This window comes from Streptomyces sp. NRRL S-646 (assembly GCF_000720765.1).
Lineage (GTDB): Bacteria > Actinomycetota > Actinomycetes > Streptomycetales > Streptomycetaceae > Streptomyces.
Genome location: NZ_JODC01000015.1, coordinates 1 through 23,494 on the forward strand (window position 1 = coordinate 1; position 23,494 = coordinate 23,494).

Here is a 23,494-nt window from a genome sequence, read left to right on the forward strand (position 1 = left end):
ATTCCGAACCCGGAAGCTAAGCCTTACAGCGCCGATGGTACTGCAGGGGGGACCCTGTGGGAGAGTAGGACGCCGCCGAACAAAATTTGAGAAAACCCCGCACCATTTTGGTGCGGGGTTTTCTGCATTTCAGGGCTTAGGTCGCGGGCCCTTCAAAGAGGGCCCTCCTCTTACAGACGACCCGCCGCCTTCAAGGCCAGATACGCATCTGCCAGTGCCGGCGCCAGTTCTTCGGGAGTCTCGTCGACGACCGTGACTCCGTGACGGCGGAGCTGCTCCGCGGTGCGGTGGCGGTCACTTTGGGCCTGGGCAGCGGCTGCAGCTTCGTAGATGGCCTCGGTGTTTCCACGGGCGTTCGCCATACGGGCGATGTATGGGTCCGCTACCGATGCCATCAGAATGGTGTGGCGCTGGGTGAGTTGAGAGAGCACCGGAAGCAGACCTTCCTCCACGGGGGCCGCATCGAGGCTTGTGAGCAGCACGATGAGTGAGCGGCGGGGGGCCGTGCGGAGTGCGGTGGCTGTCAGGCCTCGGGCATCCAGTTCGACCAGTTCGGGTTCAAGCGTGGCCATCGCGTTGACCAGGGACGGGAGGACATCGCGTGCTGTGCGGCCCTGGACGAGGGCGCGTACCCGGCGGTCGTAGGCGAGCAGGTCCACCCGGTCGCCGGCGCGTGAAGCGAGTGCTGCCAGGAGCAGGGCCGCGTCCATAGAAGCGTCGAGGCGGGGGGCGTCCCCCACGCGGCCGGCTGAGGTGCGGCCCGTGTCCAGGACGATCAGGATGTGACGGTCGCGTTCGGGTCGCCATGTGCGCACGGCAACCGTGGACTGGCGGGCCGTCGCACGCCAGTCGATGGAGCGGGTGTCGTCGCCTGGTACGTACTCGCGCAGGCTGTCGAATTCTGTCCCCTCGCCGCGAGTGAGCACGCTGGTGCGGCCGTCCAGCTCGCGGAGGCGTGCGAGTTTCGATGGCAGGTGCTTGCGGCTGGTGAAGGGGGGCAGGACGCGTACTGTCCAAGGGACCTGGTGGCTGCCTTGGCGTGAGAACAGACCGAGCGGGCCGTAGGAGCGGATCGTTACGCGGTCTGCCTGACGGTCGCCGCGGCGGCTGGGGCGTAGACGGGTGGTGGCGCGGCGGCGTTCGCCTGCAGGCACGGTCAGGCGGTGGCGGGAGGCCGCGAACTCTGTGCCGGGCTGCCAGCTGCTGGGGGGCCAGGCGTCGCGCAGGCGGGCACGCAGGAGGCGGCGCGATGGATTGGTGACGGTGAGGGTTACGTCGGCGGCCTCGCCCAGGCGGACGGACGTGTCCCCGGAGCGGGTCAGGCCTAGGCGCCGTACCGGTGCTGCGAGGGCGAAGTCGCAGGCGCAGGCCAAGGCCAGGGGACCGTTCACGGCGAGGATGCCCGTCCAGCTGGGGTCCCAGATTCCGACGGGGAGGGAGCCGAGGGCCGCGAGGAGCGCGGCGCGTCCGGTGAGTGCCATCAGCGGGGGACGGGGACGTGGGCGAGGATTGCGTTGATGACGGAGTCTGCCGTGACGCCTTCCATCTCTGCCTCGGGGCGGAGTTGTACGCGGTGTCGGAGAGTGGGGAGCGCCAGGGCCTTGACGTCGTCGGGGATGACGTAGTCACGGCCCGTGAGCCATGCCCAGGCGCGCGAGGTGGCAAGGAGGGCCGTGGCGCCGCGTGGGGAGACGCCCAGGGCGAGGGACGGCGACTCGCGGGTTGCCCGGCAGATGTCCACCACGTAGGCGGTGATTTCCGGGGAGATGGCTGTCTTGGCGACCGCGGCGCGGGCGGCCTCCAAGTCGGCCCCGCCGGCCACGGGGCGTACCCCGGCGGCGCGCAGGTCGCGCGGATTGAAGCCCTCGGCGTGTCGGGTGAGGACGTCGATCTCGTCCTGGCGGGAGGGGAGAGGAACCGTCAGTTTGAGGAGGAAACGGTCCAGTTGGGCTTCAGGGAGGGGGTATGTGCCCTCGTATTCGACCGGGTTCTGGGTTGCGGCGACCAGGAAGGGGTCGGGGAGAGGGCGCGGGGTGCCGTCGACCGTGACCTGGCGTTCCTCCATGGCTTCCAGGAGGGACGACTGGGTCTTCGGGGGCGTGCGGTTGATCTCGTCGGCCAGGAGGAGGTTGGTGAAGACCGGTCCGGGCTGGAACGAGAACTCGGCGGTGCGAGTGTCGTAGACCAGCGAGCCCGTGACGTCGCTCGGCATCAGGTCGGGGGTGAACTGCACGCGCTTCGTGTCGAGTTCGAGTGCGGAGGCGAGGGCGCGTACGAGCAACGTTTTGGCGACCCCGGGGACTCCTTCCAGTAGTACATGTCCGCGGCAGAGGAGGGCGACGACGAGGCCGGTCACGGCGGGGTCCTGGCCGACCACGGCTTTGGCGATCTCGGCGCGCAGGGCTTCCAGGGAGGCTCGGGCTTTGCCCGGGTCCCCGGTGTGCCCGGCGTTGTCAGTGGTCGGGTCCATCATGGACGGCGTACCTCTCTTTCGAGGGCGTCGAGTTGGTCGGCGAGGGCGATGAGAGCCGCGTCGTCGCTGGGTGGCGGGCCGAAGAGGAGGGAGTTCAGGGTCTGTCCGTCGCTGTGGAGGTGGGCGGACAGGGCGGGGAGCAGGGCCTCGGGCGCGTGCGCCTGGGCGGCGGGGACGCCGACGAGGGGGGCGAGGCGGGTGCGGGTGGTGGAGCGAAGAGCGGCGGCCGCGCGGTCGCGGGCGTTCGCCTTGCGGTAGAGACGAGCGCGGCCTTCGACGGTTTCGGAGGCGCGGATCGCCACGGGGAGTTTTTCGGGCACGAGGGGGCCCAGCCGGCGTGCCCGCCAGAAGGCTGCGAGGGCTGCCGCGACGAAGAGTTGCAGTGTGCCCCAGAGCCAGCCGGAAGGGACCAGGTCGAAGAAGCCTTTTTCGTCGCCGGTGTCGGTGGCGGAGCTGTCGGAAAGCGTGGGGAGGTACCAGACCAGATGGGGGCGGGAGCCGAGGAGTTGGAGGGCGAGCGAGGCGTTGCCCTCCTTGTCGAGGCGTTCGTTGAAGAGGATGTCGGGCGCACCGAGGACGACGGTGTCGCCGTCTCCGGAGGTCTCCGGGATGCGCAGGAGGGTGGCCAGGCGCTCGCTGCGGTAGCACTCGTCGGCGCCGAGGCGTGTGGTGGTGTAGCGGATGCCGCCCGTGTCTGCGGTGCCCGCGCGGCGGGCGGCGGGCAGTTGGCAGTCGGGGGAGAGCATCGAGTCGAGGCTGGTGGCGGGGTCCGCGGTGACGCCGGGGGCAAGTTTCTCGACGGACGAGCTGCCTGGGGCGATGAGTACGGTGCGGCCACCGGAGTGTGCGGTCGCGGAGTGCAACTTGGCCTGTTGACGGTGTGTCAACAGGTCGGGGAGGGCGACCAGGAGGGTTGTGTCCGGGGCGGCTGCGGCGCGCGCCCCGTCCAGAGTGGTGACCACGCGCGTGGACACGCCGCGGTCGGCGAGGAGTTCGGCGACGGCGCGGCTGCCGTAGGGGTCGACGGACCGTGGGTCGAGTTCGCCGTGCCGGGTGTCGGAGCGGATCACGGCGATCACGACGGCCGCTGCCAGGAGGAGCACGACGGCGAGTGCGATGCCGCGTGCGCGGGTCCACACCTGGCGTGCGGTGGGCGAGGCCGAGGTGGACGGGAGCATGACCTCGGTCGTCATCCGGCGGCTCCCTGGCGGGCGTTGTGGGCTGTGCTGGACCTGCTGCTCGCGAGCTGGGGCCTGGTGCGTTCGAGATCGTGGTCGAGTTCGGCCATGCGGTGGTACGACTGCTCGCTCGCCCTTCGGCCGCCGTATGTCACATCGTCGAAGTCCCGGGCAGCTGTGTATAGCCGGTCTCGGTGGTCGGGCAGTGCGCGGCCTGCTTCTGCGGCTGCCTCGTCCGCGGTGCGGCCGGGGCGGATGTCGAGGAGTGCGCGCTCCTCGAGGGAGCGGACGATGCCGCGCATGCGTTCCTGGACAGCTTGGTTCCAGTGGCCCTGGGCGGCGTGTGCCTCGGCGGCCGCGCGGTGTTCGGTGGCGCTGCGGGGACGGTCGTCGAACAGGGTGGCGGACGAGGCGGGTTTACGCCGTGGTGTGCCCAACCGCCACCACAGCGCGCCCAGCAACGCGAGGACGGCCACGATGACGACTACCAGGCCGAGTGTGCCTCTGGGCGTCGCGGTCGCCGCCGAGCCGAACAGCTTGTCGACCCAGTCCCAGAAGGCGTTCAGGGCACGCTGGAACAGGCTGGGGTCGTTCTCGTGGTACATGCGCTTCGACAGCTCGCGACGGGCTGCCTCACGTGCAGGATCCCGAGGGATCGTCACCGGCGGTTCGTCGCCGGAGTGCGCCAGTGACAAGACGTATGTGTCGGCGGCGCGCCGCAGCGTTCGTACGGCCGATTCTGCGGCGCGCGGCAGGACCGTCGGCACCGCTGTGAGAACTCCCCCCGTCATGCTCACCGCATCAGCCTCCCGAGCCGGCGTCGGCGCCGTAGCCCTGGACACCGGCGGCGCGGGCCAACTCGAGATCCAGGGCTTCGCGGCGGATGCGTTGGTCGATGTAGAGGAGCACGGTGACGCCGGCGTTGATCGGGAAAGTGATCATGGAGCCGATCACCGAGCCGACGCCGCTGATGATGAGGAAGGTCCAGCCGAGGTTGTTGCCCTCACCGTTGAGGAAGCCGACGACGCCGTCGCCGCCGAGCGCTGCGGCGAGGAAAGTGAAGGGGATGACGACGATCGCCGAGATGATGTTCGCGATGATTCCGGCGAGCAACTGGATGCCGAAGACACGCCACCAGGAGCCTCGGACGAGCTTCGCGGATCGGCTCATCGACTTCAGAACGCCCTGTTTCTCCAGCATCAGTGCGGGCGACGCCAGGGAGAAGCGGATCATCAGCCACAGGGCGACGACGCCGGCGGCGAGGCCGCCCAGGACGGCGAGTGCGACACCCGCGTCGGTGTTCCCGAAGACCGCCACGAGGATGCCGGGCAGCGCGCCCCCGAAGACAATCGTGGCGGCGATGAGAGGCAACAGGAGGATCAGGCCGAACAGTTTCAGGACCTGGGGGCGGGCGTCGCGCCAGGCCTCGCCGGTGGTCACCGGGCGGCCGAGGACCGCACGGCTGGTGACGGTGGTGAGCAGGGCGGTCGCGGCGACTGTGGCGACCAGAGAGATCAGGAAGACCGCACCGGAGCTGAGCATGACCTCGCCCATGGCGCGGGTCAGTTCGCCGGCGGTGGCGCTCGGGTCGTCGAGGGCCGCGGTGCTGGTGTCGTTGAGTACCAGGCCCTGGAGCAGGATGACGAGGACCTCGGTAACCACCGCGACGGTCAGGGAGATGCCCAGCACTGTGCGCCAGTAGGTGCGCATGGTGGAGACGGCGCCGTCGAGGATCTCGCCCACGCCGAGCGGGCGGAGCGGAATGACGCCGGGCTTGGCGGCCGGTGGGGGGCCGCCCCAGCCGCCGCCCCATGCGGGGTATCCGGGAGTGCCGTAGGCCTGGAAGCCGCCCGGACCGTGGCCACCTGGGCCAGGGGGAGGCTGGGTGCCCCAGCCGGGGCTGGGCGGTGGGGGTGGCGGAGCAGCGCGGCCGGAACCGGCGGAACCGGCGGGCGCGGACCACTGGCCGGGTGGCGGCTGCTGCTTGGACCACTGCGAGCCGGGGCCCTGCGGGTCAGGAGTGTCCTGCGGGTCGGGGCCGGACTGGTCCGCGGGCTCCGCGGGGCCGGGGCGGTCGGTGGGCCCGGCAGGGCCGGACGCGCCGGGCTCCTGCCCGTCGGACGGGGCAGATCCGGGCGAGGCCCAGCCCGGAGTGTCTTTCATCGTTGCTCCTTCACGGTGCCCGTCCGCGGTCGCGGCGGCAGGTTGGCAGCCATCGTGCCATGGGGTGGTCGCCGAGGTACCGGCCGCGGTATGGGCTGCACACCTTCAATTGTCTGCCGGATAACGGGCAGACTGACCGCATGGCTGATCAGTACGCGCAATCCGGCGAAGACAGCAGTCCGAACGAGATACCGGCGATCCGCTGGGAGGAGCCACCAGAAGGGCCCGTACTGGTACTTCTCGACCAGACGAGGCTGCCGGCCGAGGAAGTCGAGCGGGTTTGCACGGACGCGCCCGCGCTGGTGGAGGCGATCCGTTCACTGGCTGTGCGCGGGGCGCCGCTGCTCGGCATCGCGGGAGCGTACGGTGTCGCGCTCGCCGCCACGCGCGGCTTCGACGTGGACGAGGCCGCAACCGCGCTGGCAGGTGCCCGGCCCACTGCGGTGAATCTTGCTGTCGGTGTGCGCAGGGCCCAGGCCGCCTACCGGGCCGAGTACGCCAGCAGTGGCGATGCCAGGCAGGCTGCTGCGGCGGCGCTTGCCGCGGCGCGTCGGCTGCACAAGGAGGATGCCGAGGCCAGTGCCCGTATGGCCGAGTGCGGGCTGACACTTCTCGACGAGCTGCTGCCCGGTGGCGGGCACCGGATCCTCACCCACTGCAACACCGGGGCGCTGGTGTCGGGCGGGGAGGGGACTGCGTTCGCGGTGGCGCTCGCCGCGCACCGCGCGGGGAGGTTGCGGCGGCTGTGGGTGGACGAAACGCGTCCGTTGCTGCAGGGCGCTCGCCTGACCGCTTATGAGGCGGCGCGCAGCGGTATGGCGTACACGTTGCTCACGGACAACGCGGCGGGCTCGCTCTTCGCGGCCGGCGAGGTGGACGCGGTGCTGATAGGGGCGGACCGGATTGCCGCCGACGGTTCTGTGGCGAACAAGGTGGGGAGCTATCCGCTTGCGGTGCTCGCGCGGTACCACCATGTGCCGTTCATCGTGGTGGCACCGCTGACGACGGTGGATCCGGACACCCCTGACGGGGCCTCCATCGAGGTCGAGCAGCGGCCCGGCCATGAGGTGACCGAGGTCACAGCACCTCAGGTGCCGATGGCGGGAGCGGAAGCAGGAGGCGGGGTTCCGGTGGCGCCCCTGGGGACCCAGGCGTACAACCCGGCGTTCGATGTGACGCCGCCCGAGCTGGTGACCGCGATCGTCACGGAGGAGGGTGTCGTTTCGCCCGTGACCGCTGAGGCTCTTGCGGAGCTCTGTGCGAGGTCGCGCGAGGTGACGATCGGCTAACGGTGCTCGGCCCGGGCGATGCGAACGACCCTCCACCTGCCCGGGCGGGCGTCTGCCGGTCGCCGCGCGACGGCCGCGCGCCCTGGGGCCAATGTGCCCGGTAGAGGTTCGAGGCCGGTAAAAGGGTGCCCCGTCTGTGAAGCGAGACGTGTTCGGCCGGCTTCGAAATAGGTCTGCCCTGAATTGCCCGTCCGTCAGTCAATAGGGTCGGGGCGGGCATGCCAAGTCGTCACGGCATCGTCGCAGCCCGGCCAGGAGCCGCTGGGCCAACCGTATGGTCAGGCTGCGCCTACCCTGGGTAGCTGACATCCGTGTCTGACATCGACGTCGCGGGACAGGGGCAGACAGTGACGGCCGAGTACGACTATCGTCACGGGCCAGTGACGCTGCTCACCTGCACCTTCGCCACCGTTATGAGAATGGGATGATGTCGTTTATGAAGGGACGAGTCCTTGTCGTCGACGACGACACGGCACTGGCCGAGATGCTCGGCATTGTGCTGCGTGGTGAAGGTTTTGAGCCGTCTTTCGTAGCCGACGGTGACAAGGCGCTGGCCGCATTCCGTGAGAGCAAACCCGACCTGGTGCTGCTCGACCTGATGCTGCCCGGACGGGACGGCATCGAGGTGTGCCGCCTGATCAGGGCGGAATCGGGTGTGCCGATCGTGATGCTCACGGCCAAGAGCGACACCGTCGACGTGGTGGTCGGGCTGGAGTCGGGCGCCGACGACTACATCGTGAAGCCGTTCAAGCCGAAGGAGCTGGTCGCCCGGATCCGGGCGCGGCTGCGGAGGTCGGAGGAGCCGGCGCCGGAACAGCTGGCCATAGGTGACCTCGTCATCGACGTGGCCGGTCACTCCGTGAAGCGGGACGGACAGTCGATCGCGCTGACGCCGCTGGAGTTCGACCTGCTGGTGGCACTGGCCCGCAAGCCGTGGCAGGTGTTCACGCGTGAGGTGCTGCTCGAGCAGGTGTGGGGATACCGGCACGCTGCGGACACCCGGCTGGTGAATGTTCACGTGCAGCGGCTGCGCTCCAAGGTCGAGAAGGACCCGGAGCGGCCGGAGATCGTGGTGACGGTCAGGGGCGTCGGTTACAAGGCAGGGCCCAGCTGACATGTCCGGTGACAGTGCCGCTTCGGCGCCGGGGCCGGACAGGGCCGGCGCGGGGCGGCCTGTCGGCCGGACGACGACAGGGTCGCGCTGGGGCCGGCTGCTGGAGGGTGGGCTGCTGCAGGGCGGAGTCCAGGGCAGCCCGGTGCTCCGCTTGTTCATGCGCTGGGTCCGGCGGCCGTTGCTGCCCGTCATGCGGCTGTGGCGGCGGAACATCCAGCTCAAGGTCGTCGCCACCACGCTGCTGATGTCATTGGGTGTGGTGCTGCTGCTCGGATTCGTCGTCATCGGTCAGGTGCGCAACGGGCTGCTGGACGCCAAGGTGAAGGCCTCGCAGAGCCAGGCCACCGGTGGGTTCGCGGTGGCCAAGCAGAAAGCCGACGAGGCAGCGGCCGGGACCAGCGACGACGGCACGGCGGCGGACGGGCGGCAGTCGCAGAACCTCACCTCGTGGATGAGCGACCTCGTGGAGTCCCTGTCCAGCGGTGGCCAGGGCGCCTTCGAAGTGGTGACCCTGCCCGCGGGCGACGACAACAGCGGCGGCGGGCGCGGGCCGCGCGGCTCCGGCTACGTCGATCCGACGGCCAGCGTGCCCGAGGACCTGCGCGCGCGGATCAACGACGACACGACGGCCGCGCAGAGCTACACCCGGATCCTCTACAGCAACAACCGCCAGGAATCCCAGCCGGCACTCGTCATCGGCAAGCAGGTCAACGACCCGAGCGGCGCCCCGTACCAGCTCTATTACCTCTTCCCGCTCACCCAGGAGGAGAAGTCACTGAGCCTGGTCAAGGGCACGCTGGCGACCGCGGGGCTCTTCGTCGTCGTACTGCTCGGGGCCATTGCCTGGCTGGTGGTGCGGCAGGTCGTCACGCCCGTGCGGATGGCCGCGGGGATCGCCGAGCGGCTGTCCGCCGGGCGGCTGCAGGAACGTATGAAGGTCACCGGCGAGGACGACATCGCCCGCCTCGGCGAGGCCTTCAACAAGATGGCGCAGAACCTGCAGTTGAAGATCCAGCAGTTGGAGGACCTGTCGCGGATGCAGCGGCGGTTCGTGTCGGACGTGTCGCACGAGCTGCGGACACCGCTGACGACCGTTCGGATGGCCGCGGACGTCATCCACGAGGCGCGGGAGGACTTCGACCCGGTGACCGCGCGGTCGGCGGAGCTGCTCGCGGACCAGCTGGACCGGTTCGAGTCGCTGCTCGCGGACCTGCTGGAGATCAGCCGGTTCGACGCGGGCGCGGCGGCGCTGGAGGCGGAGCCGATAGACCTCAGGGAGGTCGTACGGCGCGTCGTCAGCGGGGCCGAGCCGCTCGCCGAGCGCAAGGGCACACACATACGCGTCCTGGGTGACCAGCAGCCCGTCGTTGCCGAAGCGGACGCGCGGCGTGTGGAGCGGGTGCTGCGCAACCTCGTCGTCAACGCCGTGGAGCACGGCGAGGGCAAGGACGTCCTCGTCAAGCTCGCCACGGCCGGCGGAGCGGTCGCCGTCGCGGTGCGCGACTACGGCGTCGGACTCAAGCCCGGTGAGGCCACGCGCGTGTTCAGCCGCTTCTGGCGCGCGGACCCGGCACGCGCGCGTACGACCGGTGGTACGGGCCTGGGGCTGTCCATCGCCCTGGAGGACGCGCGGCTGCACGGCGGCTGGCTGCAGGCCTGGGGCGAGCCCGGCGGCGGCTCGCAGTTCCGGCTGACGCTGCCGCGGACGGCGGACGAGCCGCTGCGGGGCTCGCCCATACCTCTGGAGCCCAAGGACTCGCGGCGCAACCGAGGACTCAACGACGCCGGACTGCCGCGCGGGGACAAAGCCGCCACCGTGCCCGCGCAGCCGGTCGCGGACCAGATACCGCCGATGGCCCCGAGACTGGCCGGTTCGGCCCCCACAGCCGACCCGACGGCACTGCCCGGGAACGGCGCGCGCGTGGTCCCCCGTCCTACTTCCGGAGCCAGGCGACAGAACGAAACGCCGGGTGAGGACGGGGCCGGGACCTCGAGCCGCCCGGACACCGGGCCGGAGGAGTCGAAGAATCAAGGGGAGGCATTTCGTGGGCGCTGACCGCGAGGGGGGCGCCGGGCGCAGACCGATGCGCGCGGCGACGTACGCAGCCTGTGGCGCCGTACTGCTGGCGGGATGCGCCTCGATGCCCGACAGCGGCGACCTGCGCGGGGTCGACTCCACACCGCGGCAGGACACGCAGGTGCGGGTTTTCGCCATGCCGCCCCAGGACGACGCCCAGCCCTCGGACATCGTCTCCGGTTTCCTCGAGGCACTGACCAGCGACGATCCGAACTATTCGACGGCGCGGCAATACCTGACCAAGACGGCGTCACAGACCTGGAAACCGGGGCTGTCCAGTACGGTCCTCGCCGACGGACCCGGCATCGGCCCCAACCGCCTGGGCGGCCGGGAGGGCGCCGACGACCTCTCGTTCACCTTGACCGGCACGCGGGTCGCGAACGTGGACGAGCAGCAGGCGTACTCGCCCGCCGACGGGCCCTACGACGCGCCGGTGCATCTCACGCGCGACAAGAAGACCAAGCAGTGGCGCATCGACCGGCTCCCGCAGGGCGTCGTCATGGGCAAGTCGGATTTCCAGCGCAACTACATGTCCGTCAACAAGTACTACTTCGCCTCGAACGCCGCGGCCGGGACAACGACGCAGCCGGCGGCCGTCGCCGATCCCGTGTACGTCCGCCGGCGCGTGGACCCCATGACGCAGATGGTCCGCTCGCTGCTCAACGGGCCCACGAACTGGCTCGATCACGTGGTGCGGACGAGCTTCCCGACGGGTACGGCGTTGAAGAACGGCGTCACCACGCTGGCGCCCGACGACCAGAACAAGCTGACCGTGCCGCTGAACGAGAAAGCCCGCCGGGTCGGTCAGGGCCAGTGCAACGAGATGGCCGCCCAGCTCCTGTTCACCCTGCAGAGCCTCACCCCCGCGGTGGACCAGGTCGAGCTGCAGTCCGGCAACTCGCGGCTGTGCTCGCTCCGCGAGACCGAAGCCGCCACCGCGCGAGGCTCGGTGCAGCAGCCCGGTTATCTGTACTTCATCGACAACAAGAACCGGCTCGTACGGATGGGGACCGGCAGCAGCAGCCCCAAGGCGGAACCGGTGGACGGGGCGTTCGGCGAGGGAGACAAGGAGCTGCGCTCGGTCGCCGTGTCGCACGACGAGGACAAAGCGGCCGCCGTCTCCGGCGACGGCAAGGAGCTGTACGTCGCGTCGCTGGTGTCCGGTGATTCACTCGGGACCCCCGTACTGACCAGCCGCGCCAAGTCGGAACAGGACCGGCTGACGGCGCCGAGCTGGGATGTCCACGGTGACCTCTGGGTGGCCGACCGCGCCCCCGACAACCCCCGGCTGCTCCTGCTGGAACAAGGCAAGGGCGAGCCGCTCGCGGTGAAGGTCCCGGAGCTGGACGGCCGCATCCGCGACGTCCGAGTGGCCGCCGACGGGGTGCGCATAGCGCTCGTCGTGGCGAAGGGCAGCAAGAAGTCGTCCCTGCTCATCGGGCGGATCGAGCGGCGGCAGGAGACAGCGGAGGGTCGGCCGACCGTCTCGGTGGCCGGACTGCACTCCGCAACACCGGAGTTGGAGGATGTCACAGCCATGTCGTGGGCCGGGGACAGCCGGCTCGTGGTGGTCGGGCGTGAACAGGGCGGACTGCAGACCATGCGGTATGCGCAGGTCGACGGCTCCACACCCGAGGGGCAGGCACCCGCGGCCCTCTCCGGGATCAAGGAGATCACCGCGGCCGAGTCCGACCGGCTGCCGTTGGTGGCGGACTCGGAGGACGGGATCGTACGGCTGCCGTCCGGCGGCCAGTGGCAGAAGGTCACGGACGGGGCGGCGCCGGTTTATCCGGGGTGACGCTGTCGTGCGGGGGAGCCGGTGAGGTTGTCCGGGGGCGGTCGTTTCCGGCCGCATCGAGGGGGCGGTTTGCACCCCGGATGACTTGTCCACAGGGAGTTGTCCACAGGGCTGGCCGGGGGGCTCGGGCGTTGGCAGAGTGGTGGGCATGCGGGGGTGGTGGCAGGAACTCACCGACCTGGTGCTGCCGGCCGAGTGCGGAGGCTGCGGGAGGCCTCGCACGGTGCTCTGCCCGGAGTGCCGTGCCGTCCTGAGCGGGACCGCACCGAGCCGGGTGCGACCGGTGCCGGAGCCGCCCGGGCTGCCCGTGGTGCACGCGGCCGCCCGGTACGCCGACGAGGTGCGAGCCACGCTGCTGGCCCACAAGGAACGGGGCGCGCTGGCCCTCGCAGCACCACTCGGCACGGCACTGGCAGGGGCCGTGCGGGCGGGACTCAGGGAGACGGCCGGTCCTGCGGCTGCGGGCGGTGGAGTGCCCGTACTGCTCGTTCCCGTTCCGTCCGCGCGAGCGGCGGTGCGGGCGCGGGGCCACGACCCGGCACGGCGGATCGCGCTCGCGGCCGCGGGCGAGCTACGGCGGACCGGGACCGCGGCCCGAGTCCTCGCCGTGCTGCGGCAGCGGCGCGCCGTGGCTGACCAGTCGGGGCTCAACTCCCGGCAGCGGCTGGACAATCTCGCGGGCGCCCTGGCGGTGGCTCCCGGCGGAGACCGGCTGCTTCGCGGCGGTTCGGTCGTGCTCGTCGACGACCTGATGACCACCGGCGCATCCCTGGCCGAAGCGGCGCGCGCCGTGCGGGCGGCGACGGAGCCGGAAGAAAGGGCGGGCGCGCACGAGAGGGGAGAACAAGAGGCGGTTGTGCAACGGCACTTCTCGGGGCTGGTTTCGTACGACGGAGCAACTAGGGCTGTGTACACGGCAGCTGCTCGGGAAGGCACAGGAGAATGGATCGCCGGCTCGGCGGGCGAGGCGCCCGGCCGTATGCACTCAGTGCCAGGAATGGCGGGTGCGGGCGGCGCAGGTGACGTGATCTGCGCAGCCGTGGTCGCCGCGCCGCCAGATTCTTTCGAAATAAACCGGAACTGACTGCCAGCTTGCATCGTTGCAGGTAATGAGAGGGTCAATTCACCTGAACGGAGGTACGCCGCGGTAGAGGGTGACGACATCCGTCCGGGCGAGATATGTTCGGTTGTGAGAGAAAGGCGCAGGCCATCGCTCTCGTACCCGAATGCCGTGCTGCGGGTTTTTCACAATCACCCGTCGCAGTGGAGTGGAGATCTTGTCCGCGGGGGAGGAGGTGGAAGTCACCGAGTCCGTAGGCTCCGGAGCTCGCCGGAGCCTGGTGCAAAAGGGAGATGCTCCGCCAGTGGAGCGGAGTGATCCGGGAACGGAGTTCTGCGTGGACATCGTCGTCAAGGGCCGCAAGACCGAGGTGCCCGAGCGGTTCCGCAAGCACGTGGCCGAGAAGCTGAAGCTGGAGAAGATCCAGAAGCTCGATGGCAAGGTGATCAGCCTCGACGTCGAGGTGTCCAAGGAGCCCAACCCCCGACAGGCCGACCGTTGCGACCGAGTGGAGATCACGCTCCGCTCCCGCGGTCCGGTGATCCGGGCGGAGGCAGCGGCCAGCGACCCGTACGCGGCGCTGGACCTGGCGGCGGAGAAGCTGGATGCCCGGCTGCGCAAGCAGCACGACAAGCGGTTCTCGCGCCGCGGCGCGCGCAGGATCTCGGCCGCCGAGGTCCCCGACCACGTCCCGGGCGCGGCGACGCTCAACGGGAACGGCCGCCCCGTCCACGAGGAAGACCAGGACGGAGTGCCCACCAAGAAGATCGGCTCACTGGAGGTCAAGGGCGAAGGCCCCCTCGTCGTCCGCGAGAAGACCCATGTCGCCTCCCCGATGACCCTCGACCAGGCCCTCTACGAGATGGAACTGGTCGGACACGACTTCTACCTGTTCGTCGACTCCGAGACGAAGGAGCCCAGTGTCGTCTATCGGCGGCACGCCTACGACTACGGCGTCATCCACCTCAGCACCGACCCGATGGTTGCCCAGGCGCAGTCTCCCGCGCCGGGCGGCACGCTGGGCGGCTGACCCGCGCGGCTGACGGCTGAGCCAGTGCCCCTGGAGCGCCTGTGCGCCCCCCAGGGGCACCGGTGTGACCCCTTCATGAACCGCTCTGTCACCGCGTTGTCGCCCGGGCATGGAATCATGGCGGCAATGGCCCAACCGGTGGGTCATTGCCTTGGGTTGGCGATGGCACAGCACCACAGGCCACAGCCTTCAGGGGGAGGAACGATGGCGGACAGCTTCGGACCGATGCGTGACGAGGATGCCGACGGCGGCGTCGTCGGCATGGGCCCGGACGCGGGCTCTCCACGCAAGGAACCGATCAGAGTCCTTGTCGTGGACGACCACGCCCTCTTCCGCCGGGGCCTGGAGATCGTGCTCGCGGCCGAGGAGGACATCCAGGTCGTCGGGGAGGCCGGGGACGGTGCGGAGGCCGTCGACAAGGCGGCCGACCTGCTGCCGGACATCGTTCTGATGGACGTACGGATGCCGAAGCGGGGCGGGATCGAGGCCTGCACCTCCATCAAGGAGGTTGCCCCCAGCGCCAAGATCATCATGTTGACGATCAGCGACGAGGAAGCCGACCTCTACGACGCGATCAAGGCGGGCGCGACTGGTTATCTCCTCAAGGAGATCTCCACGGACGAGGTGGCCACCGCCATTCGCGCGGTGGCCGACGGGCAGTCCCAGATCAGCCCGTCCATGGCGTCGAAGCTGCTCACCGAGTTCAAGTCGATGATCCAGCGCACCGACGAGCGCCGGCTCGTGCCCGCGCCGCGGCTGACGGACCGCGAGCTGGAGGTCCTCAAACTCGTCGCCACCGGGATGAACAACCGGGACATCGCCAAAGAACTGTTCATCTCCGAGAACACCGTGAAGAACCACGTCCGCAACATCCTGGAGAAGCTGCAGTTGCACTCCAGGATGGAAGCGGTGGTGTACGCGATGCGGGAGAAGATCCTCGAGATCCGCTGACGGGACGGCGACCCCGGTCAGCGCAGTGCCGCGACGAGTGCGCGGGTCACCTCCTTGGTGAGCGGCTCGTGAAGCTCAGGGGCGTCCACACGCTCCACGCGGACGCTGGTGCAGTTCACCCAGCTCGCTGCCTCGACCAGAGCCTCCGCCACGGCCGGGACCACCTTGGGGCCGTCCAGGGTGACCTGCTTGGCCACCAGCGTGGCGCCGTCGCGGGCCGGGTCCACCCGGCCGACGAGGCGGCCGCCGGCGAGGACCGGCATCGCGAAGTAGCCGTAGACCCGCTTCGGCTTCGGGACGTAGGCCTCCAGGCGGTGGGTGAAGCCGAAGATCCGCTCCGTGCGCGCCCTCTCCCAGACCAGGGAGTCGAAGGGCGACAGGAGCGTGGTGCGGTGGCGGCCGCGCGGCGGCGTGTCCAGGGCCGCCGGGTCGGCCCAGGCCGGTTTGGACCAGCCCTCGACCGTGACCGGGACCAGGCCCGAGTCGGCGATCACCGCGTCGACCTGCTCGCCCTTGAGGCGGTGGTAGTCGGCGATGTCCGCGCGCGTGCCGATGCCCAGGGACTGGCCTGCCAGGCGGACCAGACGGCGCAGGCACTCCGTGTCATCCAGCTCGTCGTGCAGCAGCGCGGCCGGGATCGCGCGCTCGGCGAGGTCGTACACCCGCTTCCAGCCGCGGCGCTCCACGCACACCACCTCCCCGTACATCAGCGCACGCTCCACGGCGACCTTGGCGCCGGACCAGTCCCACCACTCACTGGTGCGCTTCGCACCGCCCAACTCCGTCGCCGTGAGGGGGCCTTCGGCGCGGAGCTGCTTGATGACCTGCTCGTAGGTGCCGTCCGGGAGGGCGTGGTTCCAGTGCGGGCGGCTTCGGTAGGCGCGGCGGCGGAAGGCGAAGTGGGGCCACTCCTCGACGGGGAGGATGCACGCGGCGTGCGACCAGTACTCGAAGGCGTGCGGGGCGGCGGACGACGCCTTCCAGTACGCGTCCTCCACCTTTTTGCGGCCCACCGCGCCGAGGCGGGCGTACGGGATGAGCTCATGGGAGCGCGCCAGCACCGAGATCGTGTCCAGCTGGACCGCGCCGAGATGGCGGAGGACGCCGCGGACGCCGGCTCTGCGGTCGGGCGTGCCGAGGAAGCCCTGGGCGCGGAGGGCGATGCGGCGGGCTTCGTCTGCCGAGAGGTCGGTGGCGGGGCGCGGGGTCGTCATGGTCCGCACGATAGAAGGCGGCACTGACAATGCGAGGTGACCTGCGAATTCGTCACCGGACGCCCGGGGTTGAGGCGGGTGCCGGGAGATACGGCGCCGTCGACGCAAGCCCCAGGTCCGAGGGCAGCAGGGCACCCACCCAGGAGTCCCGGCGTACGCCCTGGTGGATGATCGCGGAGCGCAGGACGCCCTCGATGACGAAGCCCGCGCGCTCCGCCACCGCGCGGGAGGCGCTGTTGCCGACTTCCGCACGCCATTCCACGCGGTCGACCGACAGGTGGGTGAAGGCCCAGCGGGAGACCTCGACGACGGCCTCGGTGACATAGCCGTTGCCGCGGTGCTCCTTCGTGCCCCAGAAGCCGATCTCGGCCATGCTCAGAGAATGCATGGTGAGGCTGAGCATGCCCACGAGTTCCTCCCCTTCGGGGAGGAACAGAGCGAAGGTGAGTATGGAACCGTTCGCCCAGCCCTTGGGGGCGAGTTCCTCGGTGAAAGTCCGCGCGTGCTCGGCGAGGTAGGGCGAGGGAATCGCCGTCCAGCGCTGGATGTCGGGATCCTGGGCCGCGGCGTACACCGCGTCGGTGTCCTCGGGGCCGACCGTGCGCAGGAGCAGCCGGGAGGTCGTGAGCGTGACGGGTTCCATCGGCTGATTGTCCGCGGAGGCCCGACACGGACGCCATCCTTTTGCCGTGCGTGAGCGCGTGATCACAATTCGCGCAATTCGTGGCCGTGAAGCGGCACCATCCGCAGGGCCCGTCCGTTGTCCCCTTTGAAGGAGATTTGAAGCGGTGCGCGAAGCCTTCGGCGGTCGTCGTACCGGCAGGCCTCCCGGCTTGGTGGGGTCCTCGCATACGATGGCCGTTGCTCAGCAAGTCAAATGGAAACCGACCGTCCCAGGCCCGACCGGCAAGGAGACCAACCCCCGTGTCCGTCCTCTCGAAGATCATGCGTGCAGGCGAAGGAAAAATCCTGCGCAAGCTGCACCGCATCGCGGACCAGGTCAGCTCCATCGAAGAGGACTTCGTCGACCTCTCCGACGCCGAGCTGCGGGCCCTCACCGATGAGTACAAGCAGCGCTACGCCGACGGCGAGAGTCTGGACGACCTGCTCCCCGAAGCGTTCGCCACCGTGCGCGAGGCCGCCAAGCGCGTCCTCGGGCAGCGTCACTACGACGTCCAGATGATGGGTGGCGCCGCCCTCCACCTCGGCTATGTCGCCGAGATGAAGACCGGTGAAGGCAAGACCCTGGTGGGCACGCTGCCCGCGTATCTGAACGCCCTCTCCGGGAAGGGCGTTCACCTGATCACGGTGAACGACTACCTGGCCGAGCGCGACTCCGAAATGATGGGCCGCGTCCACAAGTTCCTGGGCCTGAGCGTCGGCTGCATCCTCGCCAACATGACGCCGGCCGAGCGCCGCCAGCAGTACGAGTGCGACATCACGTACGGCACGAACAACGAGTTCGGCTTCGACTACCTGCGCGACAACATGGCGTGGTCGAAGGACGAACTGGTGCAGCGCGGCCACAACTTCGCCATCGTCGACGAGGTCGACTCGATCCTGGTCGACGAGGCCCGTACGCCGCTGATCATCTCCGGTCCGGCCGACCAGGCCACCAAGTGGTACGGCGACTTCGCCAAGCTGGTCACGCGCCTGAAGAAGGGCGAGGCGGGCAACCCGCTCAAGGGCGTCGAGGAGACCGGCGACTACGACGTCGACGAGAAGAAGCGCACCGTCGCCATCCATGAGCCGGGCGTCAGCAAGGTCGAGGACTGGCTGGGCATCGACAACCTCTACGAGTCGGTGAACACGCCTCTGGTGGGCTACCTGAACAACGCCATCAAGGCCAAGGAGCTCTTCAAGAAGGACAAGGACTACGTCGTCATCGACGGCGAAGTCATGATCGTCGACGAGCACACCGGCCGTATCCTCGCCGGCCGCCGTTACAACGAGGGCATGCACCAGGCGATCGAGGCGAAGGAAGGGGTGGACATCAAGGACGAGAACCAGACGCTCGCCACGATCACCCTGCAGAACTTCTTCCGCCTCTACAGCAAGCTCTCCGGCATGACCGGTACGGCGATGACCGAGGCGGCCGAGTTCCACCAGATCTACAAGCTCGGCGTCGTCCCGATCCCGACCAACAAGCCGATGATCCGCATGGACCAGTCGGACCTGATCTACCGCACCGAGGTCGCGAAGTTCGAGGCGGTCGTCGACGACATCGCCGAGAAGCACGAGAAGGGCCAGCCGATCCTCGTCGGTACGACGTCGGTCGAGAAGTCCGAATACCTCTCGCAGCAGCTCTCCAAGCGCGGCATCCAGCACGAAGTGCTGAACGCCAAGCAGCACGACCGTGAGGCGACGATCGTCGCCCAGGCCGGGCGCAAGGGCGCCGTGACCGTCGCCACCAACATGGCCGGCCGTGGTACGGACATCAAGCTCGGCGGCAACCCCGACGACCTCGCCGAGGCGGAGCTGCGTCAGCGCGGCCTCGACCCCGAGGAGCACATCGAGGAGTGGGCCCACTTCCTGCCGGACGCCCTGGAGCGTGCCGAGAAGGCCGTGAAGGCGGAGTTCGAAGAGGTCAAGGAGCTCGGCGGGCTCTACGTCCTGGGCACGGAGCGGCACGAGTCGCGGCGTATCGACAACCAGCTGCGCGGTCGTTCCGGCCGTCAGGGCGACCCGGGCGAGTCCCGCTTCTACCTCTCGCTCGGCGACGACCTGATGAGGCTCTTCAAGGCCCAGATGGTCGAGCGCGTGATGTCGATGGCGAACGTCCCGGACGACGTGCCGATCGAGAACAAGATGGTCACGCGCGCGATCGCGTCCGCCCAGTCGCAGGTCGAGCAGCAGAACTTCGAGACCCGTAAGAACGTCCTGAAGTACGACGAGGTCCTCAACCGCCAGCGCGAGGTCATCTACGGCGAGCGGCGCCGCGTCCTGGAGGGCGAGGACCTGCAGGAGCAGGTCGTGCACTTCATGGACGACACGATCGACGCGTACATCGCCGCGGAGACCGCCGAGGGCTTCGCGGAGGACTGGGACCTCGACCGGCTGTGGGGTGCCTTCAAGCAGCTCTACCCGGTGAAGGTGACCGTCGAGGAGCTGGAGGAGGCGGCCGGCGACCGGGCCGGTCTGACCGCCGAGTTCATCTCCGAGTCCATCAAGGACGACATCCACGAGCAGTACGAGTCGCGCGAGGCGCAGCTCGGCTCCGAGATCATGCGTGAGCTGGAGCGCCGGGTCGTGCTGTCGGTCCTGGACCGCAAGTGGCGCGAGCACCTCTACGAGATGGACTACCTCCAGGAGGGCATCGGCCTGCGCGCGATGGCGCAGAAGGACCCGCTGGTCGAGTACCAGCGCGAGGGCTTCGACATGTTCACCGCCATGATGGAGGGCATCAAGGAGGAGTCCGTCGGCTACCTGTTCAACCTGGAGGTCCAGGTCGAGCAGCAGGTCGAGGAGGTCCCGGTCGAGGACGCCGAGCCTGTCGACATGGAGAAGCAGGACGTGGTGCCGGCGCAGGCGGGCGGCCGCCCGGAGATCCGCGCCAAGGGGCTGGACGCTCCGCAGCGCCGGAACCTGCACTTCTCCGCGCCGACCGTGGACGGCGAGGGCGGCACCATCGAGGGCGAATTCGTCGGTGACGAGGAGCCGGTGCGCTCGGAGGCCGACGGTCTCACGCGCGCGGAGCGGCGCAAGCAGTCCCGGAGCGGGCGCCGCCGTAAGAAGTGAGCAGCGCGTCGTAACGGCTTGAAGGGCCGGGTCACCTCGGGGTGGCCCGGCCCTTCGGCGCGTAGGGCGGTGCGCCTGCCGGGCCGGGTCGGCCCGGCAGGCGCCTCCGGTCGTCTAGTCGTCGCCGGTGGGGCGCGGCGGGCGCGGGCCGCCGAGTTCCACCGCCGTGCAGCGCCAGCGCAGGTCCTGGCCCCGTTCCAGGCGGAAGGCCATGGCCCGCAGCTGGTCGCCCGCGCCGATGCGGGCGAAGGCCTCGACGGCGCCGGGACGGGCTTCGTAGTAGCCGATGTCGCGGACGACGGGGCGTGTGCCGCGGGTGCGCAGAGGGCCGCGTTCGGCGAGCCAGGCCAGCTCGTCGTAGGCCCGGCCCGCAGTGTGCCGCAGCATCGAGTGAACGGGGCGCTGACCGCTCAGCACGGCGAGGAGGAGGTCGGCGAAAACGTCGGTGGGGCGGGGCTGGGGGACCGGCCGGGTGTGGCCGGCTGGGCAGGGCGGCTGGGCGGCTGTGTCCCCGGGGGCAAGGGCGGTTTCCCCTGGGGCGGGAGTCTTGTCGGGCGGGGCTGGGGCGGTGGTGCGGGCCGTGGCGGCGGTACGCGCGCCCGGAGCCGCCGTGGTGGTCGCGGTGCCCCTGGGCGGGGAGGCCGGGCCCGGCGGGCTGACCGGCCCCCTGAGGGCGCTGGTCCTGTTCCTGGCCGTGGTGGCAGAAGGTGTCGGCGGTCGGTTGTCGGCAGGCTCGGTGCTCGGCGAGAGGCCCTCGGTCCGGGAGCTCGGTGGGCGGCCGCCGCCGGGGGAGGTGCGGGTCGTGGTTCCGCCCGGGGTGCGGGGCGGGGTGCCGCCGGGACGGCGGGAGTCGCGGCGGCCGGGAGGGCGGCCGCCCGGCTGGTGCTGTGCCCTGGTCATGATCTTGTGCATGCGCGTCCCCGTTCGGTGAGCCGGACTGATACCGGTCGGTAACTTGCTGTCGGGGATCTTGTACGGGGCGAAGGGCGGCGGCAGCAAGGAAGCGGGGGGCCGGGGCGGGGCGGTCGGAATCTTCACCTATCAGGGTGATGGAGGGGGTGTGGAATCCCGTGATCGCGGGGGTGTGCCGGGTGAGTTCCGAGGCCTGAAGTGGACGCCTCCGGGCATGTGGGCAGGGACTCGAAAGGGGACTCCCGCACGTATCCTGAAGGCCCTCCAGGAGGCGCGTGAGCGCGCCCAGCCACCGACCACGAAAGCGGCCAGCCATGCGCGTCTACGTCCCCCTGACCCTCTCCGGTCTCGCCGAGGCGTACAAGACGGGAGAGCTGGGGGCAGGGCCGCTCGTCGCGTACGCCGTCACTCCCGCTCTGCGCGAGTGGTACCTCTCCGACGACATCGAGGAACTGGAGTACGCGGCCCTCAACCGTGCCGCGCTGGCCTCGCTCCGGCTGCTGGCCGCGGATCCCGGGGCGGTACGACGCCGGGTCGTGGTCGCGATCGACGTGCCCGACGGCGCCGCGTCCGCCGACCCCGACCGGAGCCTCGACCCGGCCGCGCTCGGCGAGGTGCGGGTGACCGGGACCGTGGCGCTGGCCAAGGCCGCCGCCGTTCACGTCGACCTCGATGACGCTGAGGCGGACGTGGCCGCCGCGGCCGAGGCGCTCGACGCGGCGGACCGCGGGGACGACGACGCCCAGTTCGTGGTGGATGGCGCCGAGGACCACGAACTGCTGTGGTACGCGACGCAGGAGATCCCCAACCTGGTCGGGCTCGAGGACTGAGCCCTCCCGCGTCTGCGTCCTTCCCTACCCGCGCCCTCCCGTGCCTGTGCCCTCCAGCGTCGGGTCAATGGCCGTCTGACCTGCGGCGCTCTTGATTGTCAGTGGCAGCGGGTACGTTTTTGGCATGGGGAAGCAGACAGGGCCGCACATTGTCTGGGACTGGAACGGGACTCTGTTCCACGACAATGACGCGATCATCGGGGCGACGAACGCGGCGTTCGCCGAGCTGGGTCTTGAGCCGATCACGATGGAGCAGTACCGGGCGCTGTACTGCGTGCCGGTGCCGAAGTTCTACGAACGGCTCATGGGCCGGCTGCCGACGGACGCCGAATGGGAGGTCATGGACGAGACCTTCCACCGGTACTACGCCGAGCACCGGGTCGGCTGCGGGCTGACCGAGGGGGCGACGGAACTGCTCGCCGGATGGCGGTCGGCGGGACGCAGTCAGTCGATCCTGAGCATGTACACGCACGACGAACTCGTCCCGTTGGTGCGGGGGTTCGGGATAGAGGCGCACTTCATACGCGTCGACGGGCGGACCGGGCCCTCGGGGGGCAGCAAGGCGGAGCACATGGTGCGGCACCTTGCCTCACTGGTCGGTGTGGATCCGGCTCGTACGGTGGTGATCGGCGACGCTGCCGATGATGCGGTGGCCGCGCGGCATGTGGGGGCACAGGCGGTGCTGTACACCGGCGGGTCGCATGGTCGGGCCAGCCTTGAAGTGGTGGGGGTGCCGGTGGTGGACACGCTGAGGGACGCTGTTGCTGAGGCGGCGCGGTTGGCTGCGTAGGGGGTCTGCGGGGCTGGGCGGGGGTGGGTTCGCTTGCCCGCGTCGGCGGAGCGCCGCCTCTCTTTGGGTCGGGAGCCGCCCCAGCGGCACGACTGTCCGCAGACGGCACGGCGGGGCACGACTGCCCGCGGACGGCACGGCTACGTCAGGTCACCGGGGCCTTTGCTCGCAGTACTGTCAGGAATTCCCGCATCCATGCGGGGTGATCCGGCCAGGCGCGGGATGAGACCAAGGTGCCGTCGACCACCGCCTCGGTGTCCTGGAAGGTGGCGCCGGCGGCCTGCATGTCGGGTTCCAGGGCGGGGTACGCCGTGACGCGGCGGCCGCTGAGGCCGTCGACCGCGGCGGTGAGCAGCGGACCGTGGCAGATCTGGGCGACCGGCTTGTCCGCGTCGAAGAAGGACTTGAGGATCTTGCGGAGTTCGGGGTCGTTGCGGAGGTACTCGGGGGCGCGGCCGCCCGGGATGACGAGGGCGGCGTACTGGCCGGGGTCGACCTCGGCGAAGGCGAGATCGGCGGGCCAGGTATAGCCGGGCTTCTCGGTGTAGGTGTCGAAACCGGGCTCGAAGTCGTGGACGACGAACTGGAGCTTCTTGCGGGTGGGGGCCGCGATATGGACGTCGTAGCCCTCCTCGCGGAGGCGTTGGTAGGGGTACAGGACCTCCAGTGACTCTGCTGCGTCGCCGGTGACGATGAGGATTTTCGCGGTCATGTCGGACGGCTCCCCTCGGGCGGGCGTGCGCTGTCATGGGCAACTTGCCTCCTGGGGGGTGGCCTTGCCAAGGGGTCCGGCCGTTTTCGAGCAAGGGGGATCAGATGAGGGGTTGGATTCGTAGGCCCGCACGACCGTGGGGCCTTTGCCGCTGTGCAGAGTGTC

General features: G+C 69.9%; 19 protein-coding genes and 1 rRNA gene. 11 read left to right on the plus strand and 9 right to left on the minus strand.

All coding sequences use genetic code 11. The features are described from left to right. Nucleotides 1-81: ribosomal RNA gene (rrf, locus tag IH68_RS0135155) — 5S ribosomal RNA — on the plus strand; the annotation flags it as partial. Nucleotides 82-170: 89 nt separating this feature from the next. Here rrf and IH68_RS0135160 read toward each other — a convergent pair. From IH68_RS0135160 to IH68_RS0135180, 5 genes are read right to left on the minus strand one after another with little or no spacing between them, the layout of a single operon-like run. Continuing rightward, complete coding sequence (locus IH68_RS0135160; protein WP_030943317.1) at nt 171-1,481, minus strand: DUF58 domain-containing protein; 1,311 nt, start codon at nt 1,479-1,481, stop codon at nt 171-173. Next, entirely contained in the window at nt 1,481-2,470 is a 990-nt protein-coding gene (locus IH68_RS0135165; RefSeq protein WP_107057572.1) for an AAA family ATPase, read from the minus strand. Before IH68_RS0135165 ends, IH68_RS0135160 begins: the two co-directional genes overlap by 1 nt. Beyond that, nucleotides 2,470-3,666 carry a DUF4350 domain-containing protein gene (locus tag IH68_RS0135170; protein ID WP_030943323.1) on the minus strand — a complete coding sequence of 399 codons (1,197 nt, stop codon included), beginning with the start codon at nt 3,664-3,666 and terminating at the stop codon, nt 2,470-2,472. Before IH68_RS0135170 ends, IH68_RS0135165 begins: the two co-directional genes overlap by 1 nt. Further along, nucleotides 3,663-4,448, minus strand: a complete 786-nt coding sequence (locus IH68_RS0135175; RefSeq protein ID WP_420719023.1) for a DUF4129 domain-containing protein — start codon at nt 4,446-4,448, stop codon at nt 3,663-3,665. Before IH68_RS0135175 ends, IH68_RS0135170 begins: the two co-directional genes overlap by 4 nt. Nucleotides 4,449-4,452: 4 nt before the next feature. Further along, the gene (locus IH68_RS0135180) at nt 4,453-5,814 is read right to left on the minus strand and encodes a proline-rich domain-containing protein (protein ID WP_030943331.1); all 1,362 of its coding nucleotides are present in this window, start codon (nt 5,812-5,814) and stop codon (nt 4,453-4,455) included. 140 nt (nt 5,815-5,954) lie between these two features. On the opposite strand from IH68_RS0135180, the gene mtnA reads away from it, so the two are divergent. From mtnA to IH68_RS0135215, 7 genes are all read left to right on the plus strand, one after another. Then, nucleotides 5,955-7,103: an S-methyl-5-thioribose-1-phosphate isomerase gene (gene mtnA / locus IH68_RS0135185; RefSeq protein WP_030943335.1), complete on the plus strand. Its 1,149-nt coding sequence runs from the start codon at nt 5,955-5,957 to the stop codon at nt 7,101-7,103. A 424-nt stretch (nt 7,104-7,527) separates the two neighbouring features. Next, nucleotides 7,528-8,217: a two-component system response regulator MtrA gene (gene mtrA / locus IH68_RS0135190; RefSeq protein ID WP_187284748.1), complete on the plus strand. Its 690-nt coding sequence runs from the start codon at nt 7,528-7,530 to the stop codon at nt 8,215-8,217. Between the two features lies 1 nt (nt 8,218). Next, nucleotides 8,219-10,273, plus strand: a complete 2,055-nt coding sequence (gene mtrB, locus IH68_RS0135195; protein WP_030943341.1) for an MtrAB system histidine kinase MtrB — start codon at nt 8,219-8,221, stop codon at nt 10,271-10,273. Then, nucleotides 10,263-12,092: an LpqB family beta-propeller domain-containing protein gene (locus IH68_RS0135200; protein ID WP_030943344.1), complete on the plus strand. Its 1,830-nt coding sequence runs from the start codon at nt 10,263-10,265 to the stop codon at nt 12,090-12,092. Before mtrB ends, IH68_RS0135200 begins: the two co-directional genes overlap by 11 nt. Nucleotides 12,093-12,240: 148 nt before the next feature. Further along, nucleotides 12,241-13,176 (plus strand): ComF family protein, encoded by a 936-nt coding sequence (locus IH68_RS53905; RefSeq protein ID WP_078912753.1) that lies wholly within the window; start codon nt 12,241-12,243, stop codon nt 13,174-13,176. 313 nt (nt 13,177-13,489) lie between these two features. After that, nucleotides 13,490-14,182, plus strand: coding sequence for a ribosome hibernation-promoting factor, HPF/YfiA family (gene hpf / locus IH68_RS0135210; RefSeq protein WP_030943349.1), 693 nt, complete (start codon nt 13,490-13,492; stop codon nt 14,180-14,182). A gap of 204 nt (nt 14,183-14,386) precedes the next feature. Then, entirely contained in the window at nt 14,387-15,133 is a 747-nt protein-coding gene (locus tag IH68_RS0135215) for a response regulator (RefSeq protein ID WP_030943352.1), read from the plus strand. A gap of 17 nt (nt 15,134-15,150) precedes the next feature. Here the strand turns inward: IH68_RS0135215 and IH68_RS0135220 are convergent, their stop codons facing one another. Both IH68_RS0135220 and IH68_RS0135225 read right to left on the minus strand, forming a co-directional pair. Beyond that, nucleotides 15,151-16,347 carry a winged helix-turn-helix domain-containing protein gene (locus tag IH68_RS0135220; RefSeq protein WP_030943354.1) on the minus strand — a complete coding sequence of 399 codons (1,197 nt, stop codon included), beginning with the start codon at nt 16,345-16,347 and terminating at the stop codon, nt 15,151-15,153. 52 nt (nt 16,348-16,399) lie between these two features. Then, on the minus strand, nt 16,400-16,990 hold the full coding sequence (locus tag IH68_RS0135225; protein WP_030943356.1) for a GNAT family N-acetyltransferase: 591 nt from the start codon (nt 16,988-16,990) through the stop codon (nt 16,400-16,402). Nucleotides 16,991-17,271: 281 nt separating this feature from the next. Here IH68_RS0135225 and secA point away from each other — a divergent pair, with 281 nt between their 5' ends. Further along, the gene (gene secA / locus IH68_RS0135230) at nt 17,272-20,085 is read left to right on the plus strand and encodes a preprotein translocase subunit SecA (RefSeq protein ID WP_030943358.1); all 2,814 of its coding nucleotides are present in this window, start codon (nt 17,272-17,274) and stop codon (nt 20,083-20,085) included. A 114-nt stretch (nt 20,086-20,199) separates the two neighbouring features. Here secA and IH68_RS52425 read toward each other — a convergent pair whose 3' ends face one another. Then, nucleotides 20,200-20,997: an Rv3235 family protein gene (locus IH68_RS52425; RefSeq protein ID WP_063763569.1), complete on the minus strand. Its 798-nt coding sequence runs from the start codon at nt 20,995-20,997 to the stop codon at nt 20,200-20,202. A 314-nt stretch (nt 20,998-21,311) separates the two neighbouring features. Between IH68_RS52425 and IH68_RS0135245 the strand changes: the two genes are divergently transcribed. Both IH68_RS0135245 and IH68_RS0135250 read left to right on the plus strand, forming a co-directional pair. Beyond that, on the plus strand, nt 21,312-21,827 hold the full coding sequence (locus IH68_RS0135245; RefSeq protein ID WP_030943366.1) for a DUF6912 family protein: 516 nt from the start codon (nt 21,312-21,314) through the stop codon (nt 21,825-21,827). A gap of 124 nt (nt 21,828-21,951) precedes the next feature. After that, on the plus strand, nt 21,952-22,617 hold the full coding sequence (locus tag IH68_RS0135250; RefSeq protein ID WP_030943368.1) for an HAD family hydrolase: 666 nt from the start codon (nt 21,952-21,954) through the stop codon (nt 22,615-22,617). A gap of 145 nt (nt 22,618-22,762) precedes the next feature. Here IH68_RS0135250 and IH68_RS0135255 read toward each other — a convergent pair whose 3' ends face one another. Continuing rightward, complete coding sequence (locus tag IH68_RS0135255) at nt 22,763-23,329, minus strand: DJ-1/PfpI family protein (protein ID WP_030943370.1); 567 nt, start codon at nt 23,327-23,329, stop codon at nt 22,763-22,765. Between the last annotated feature and the right edge of the window lie 165 nt (nt 23,330-23,494).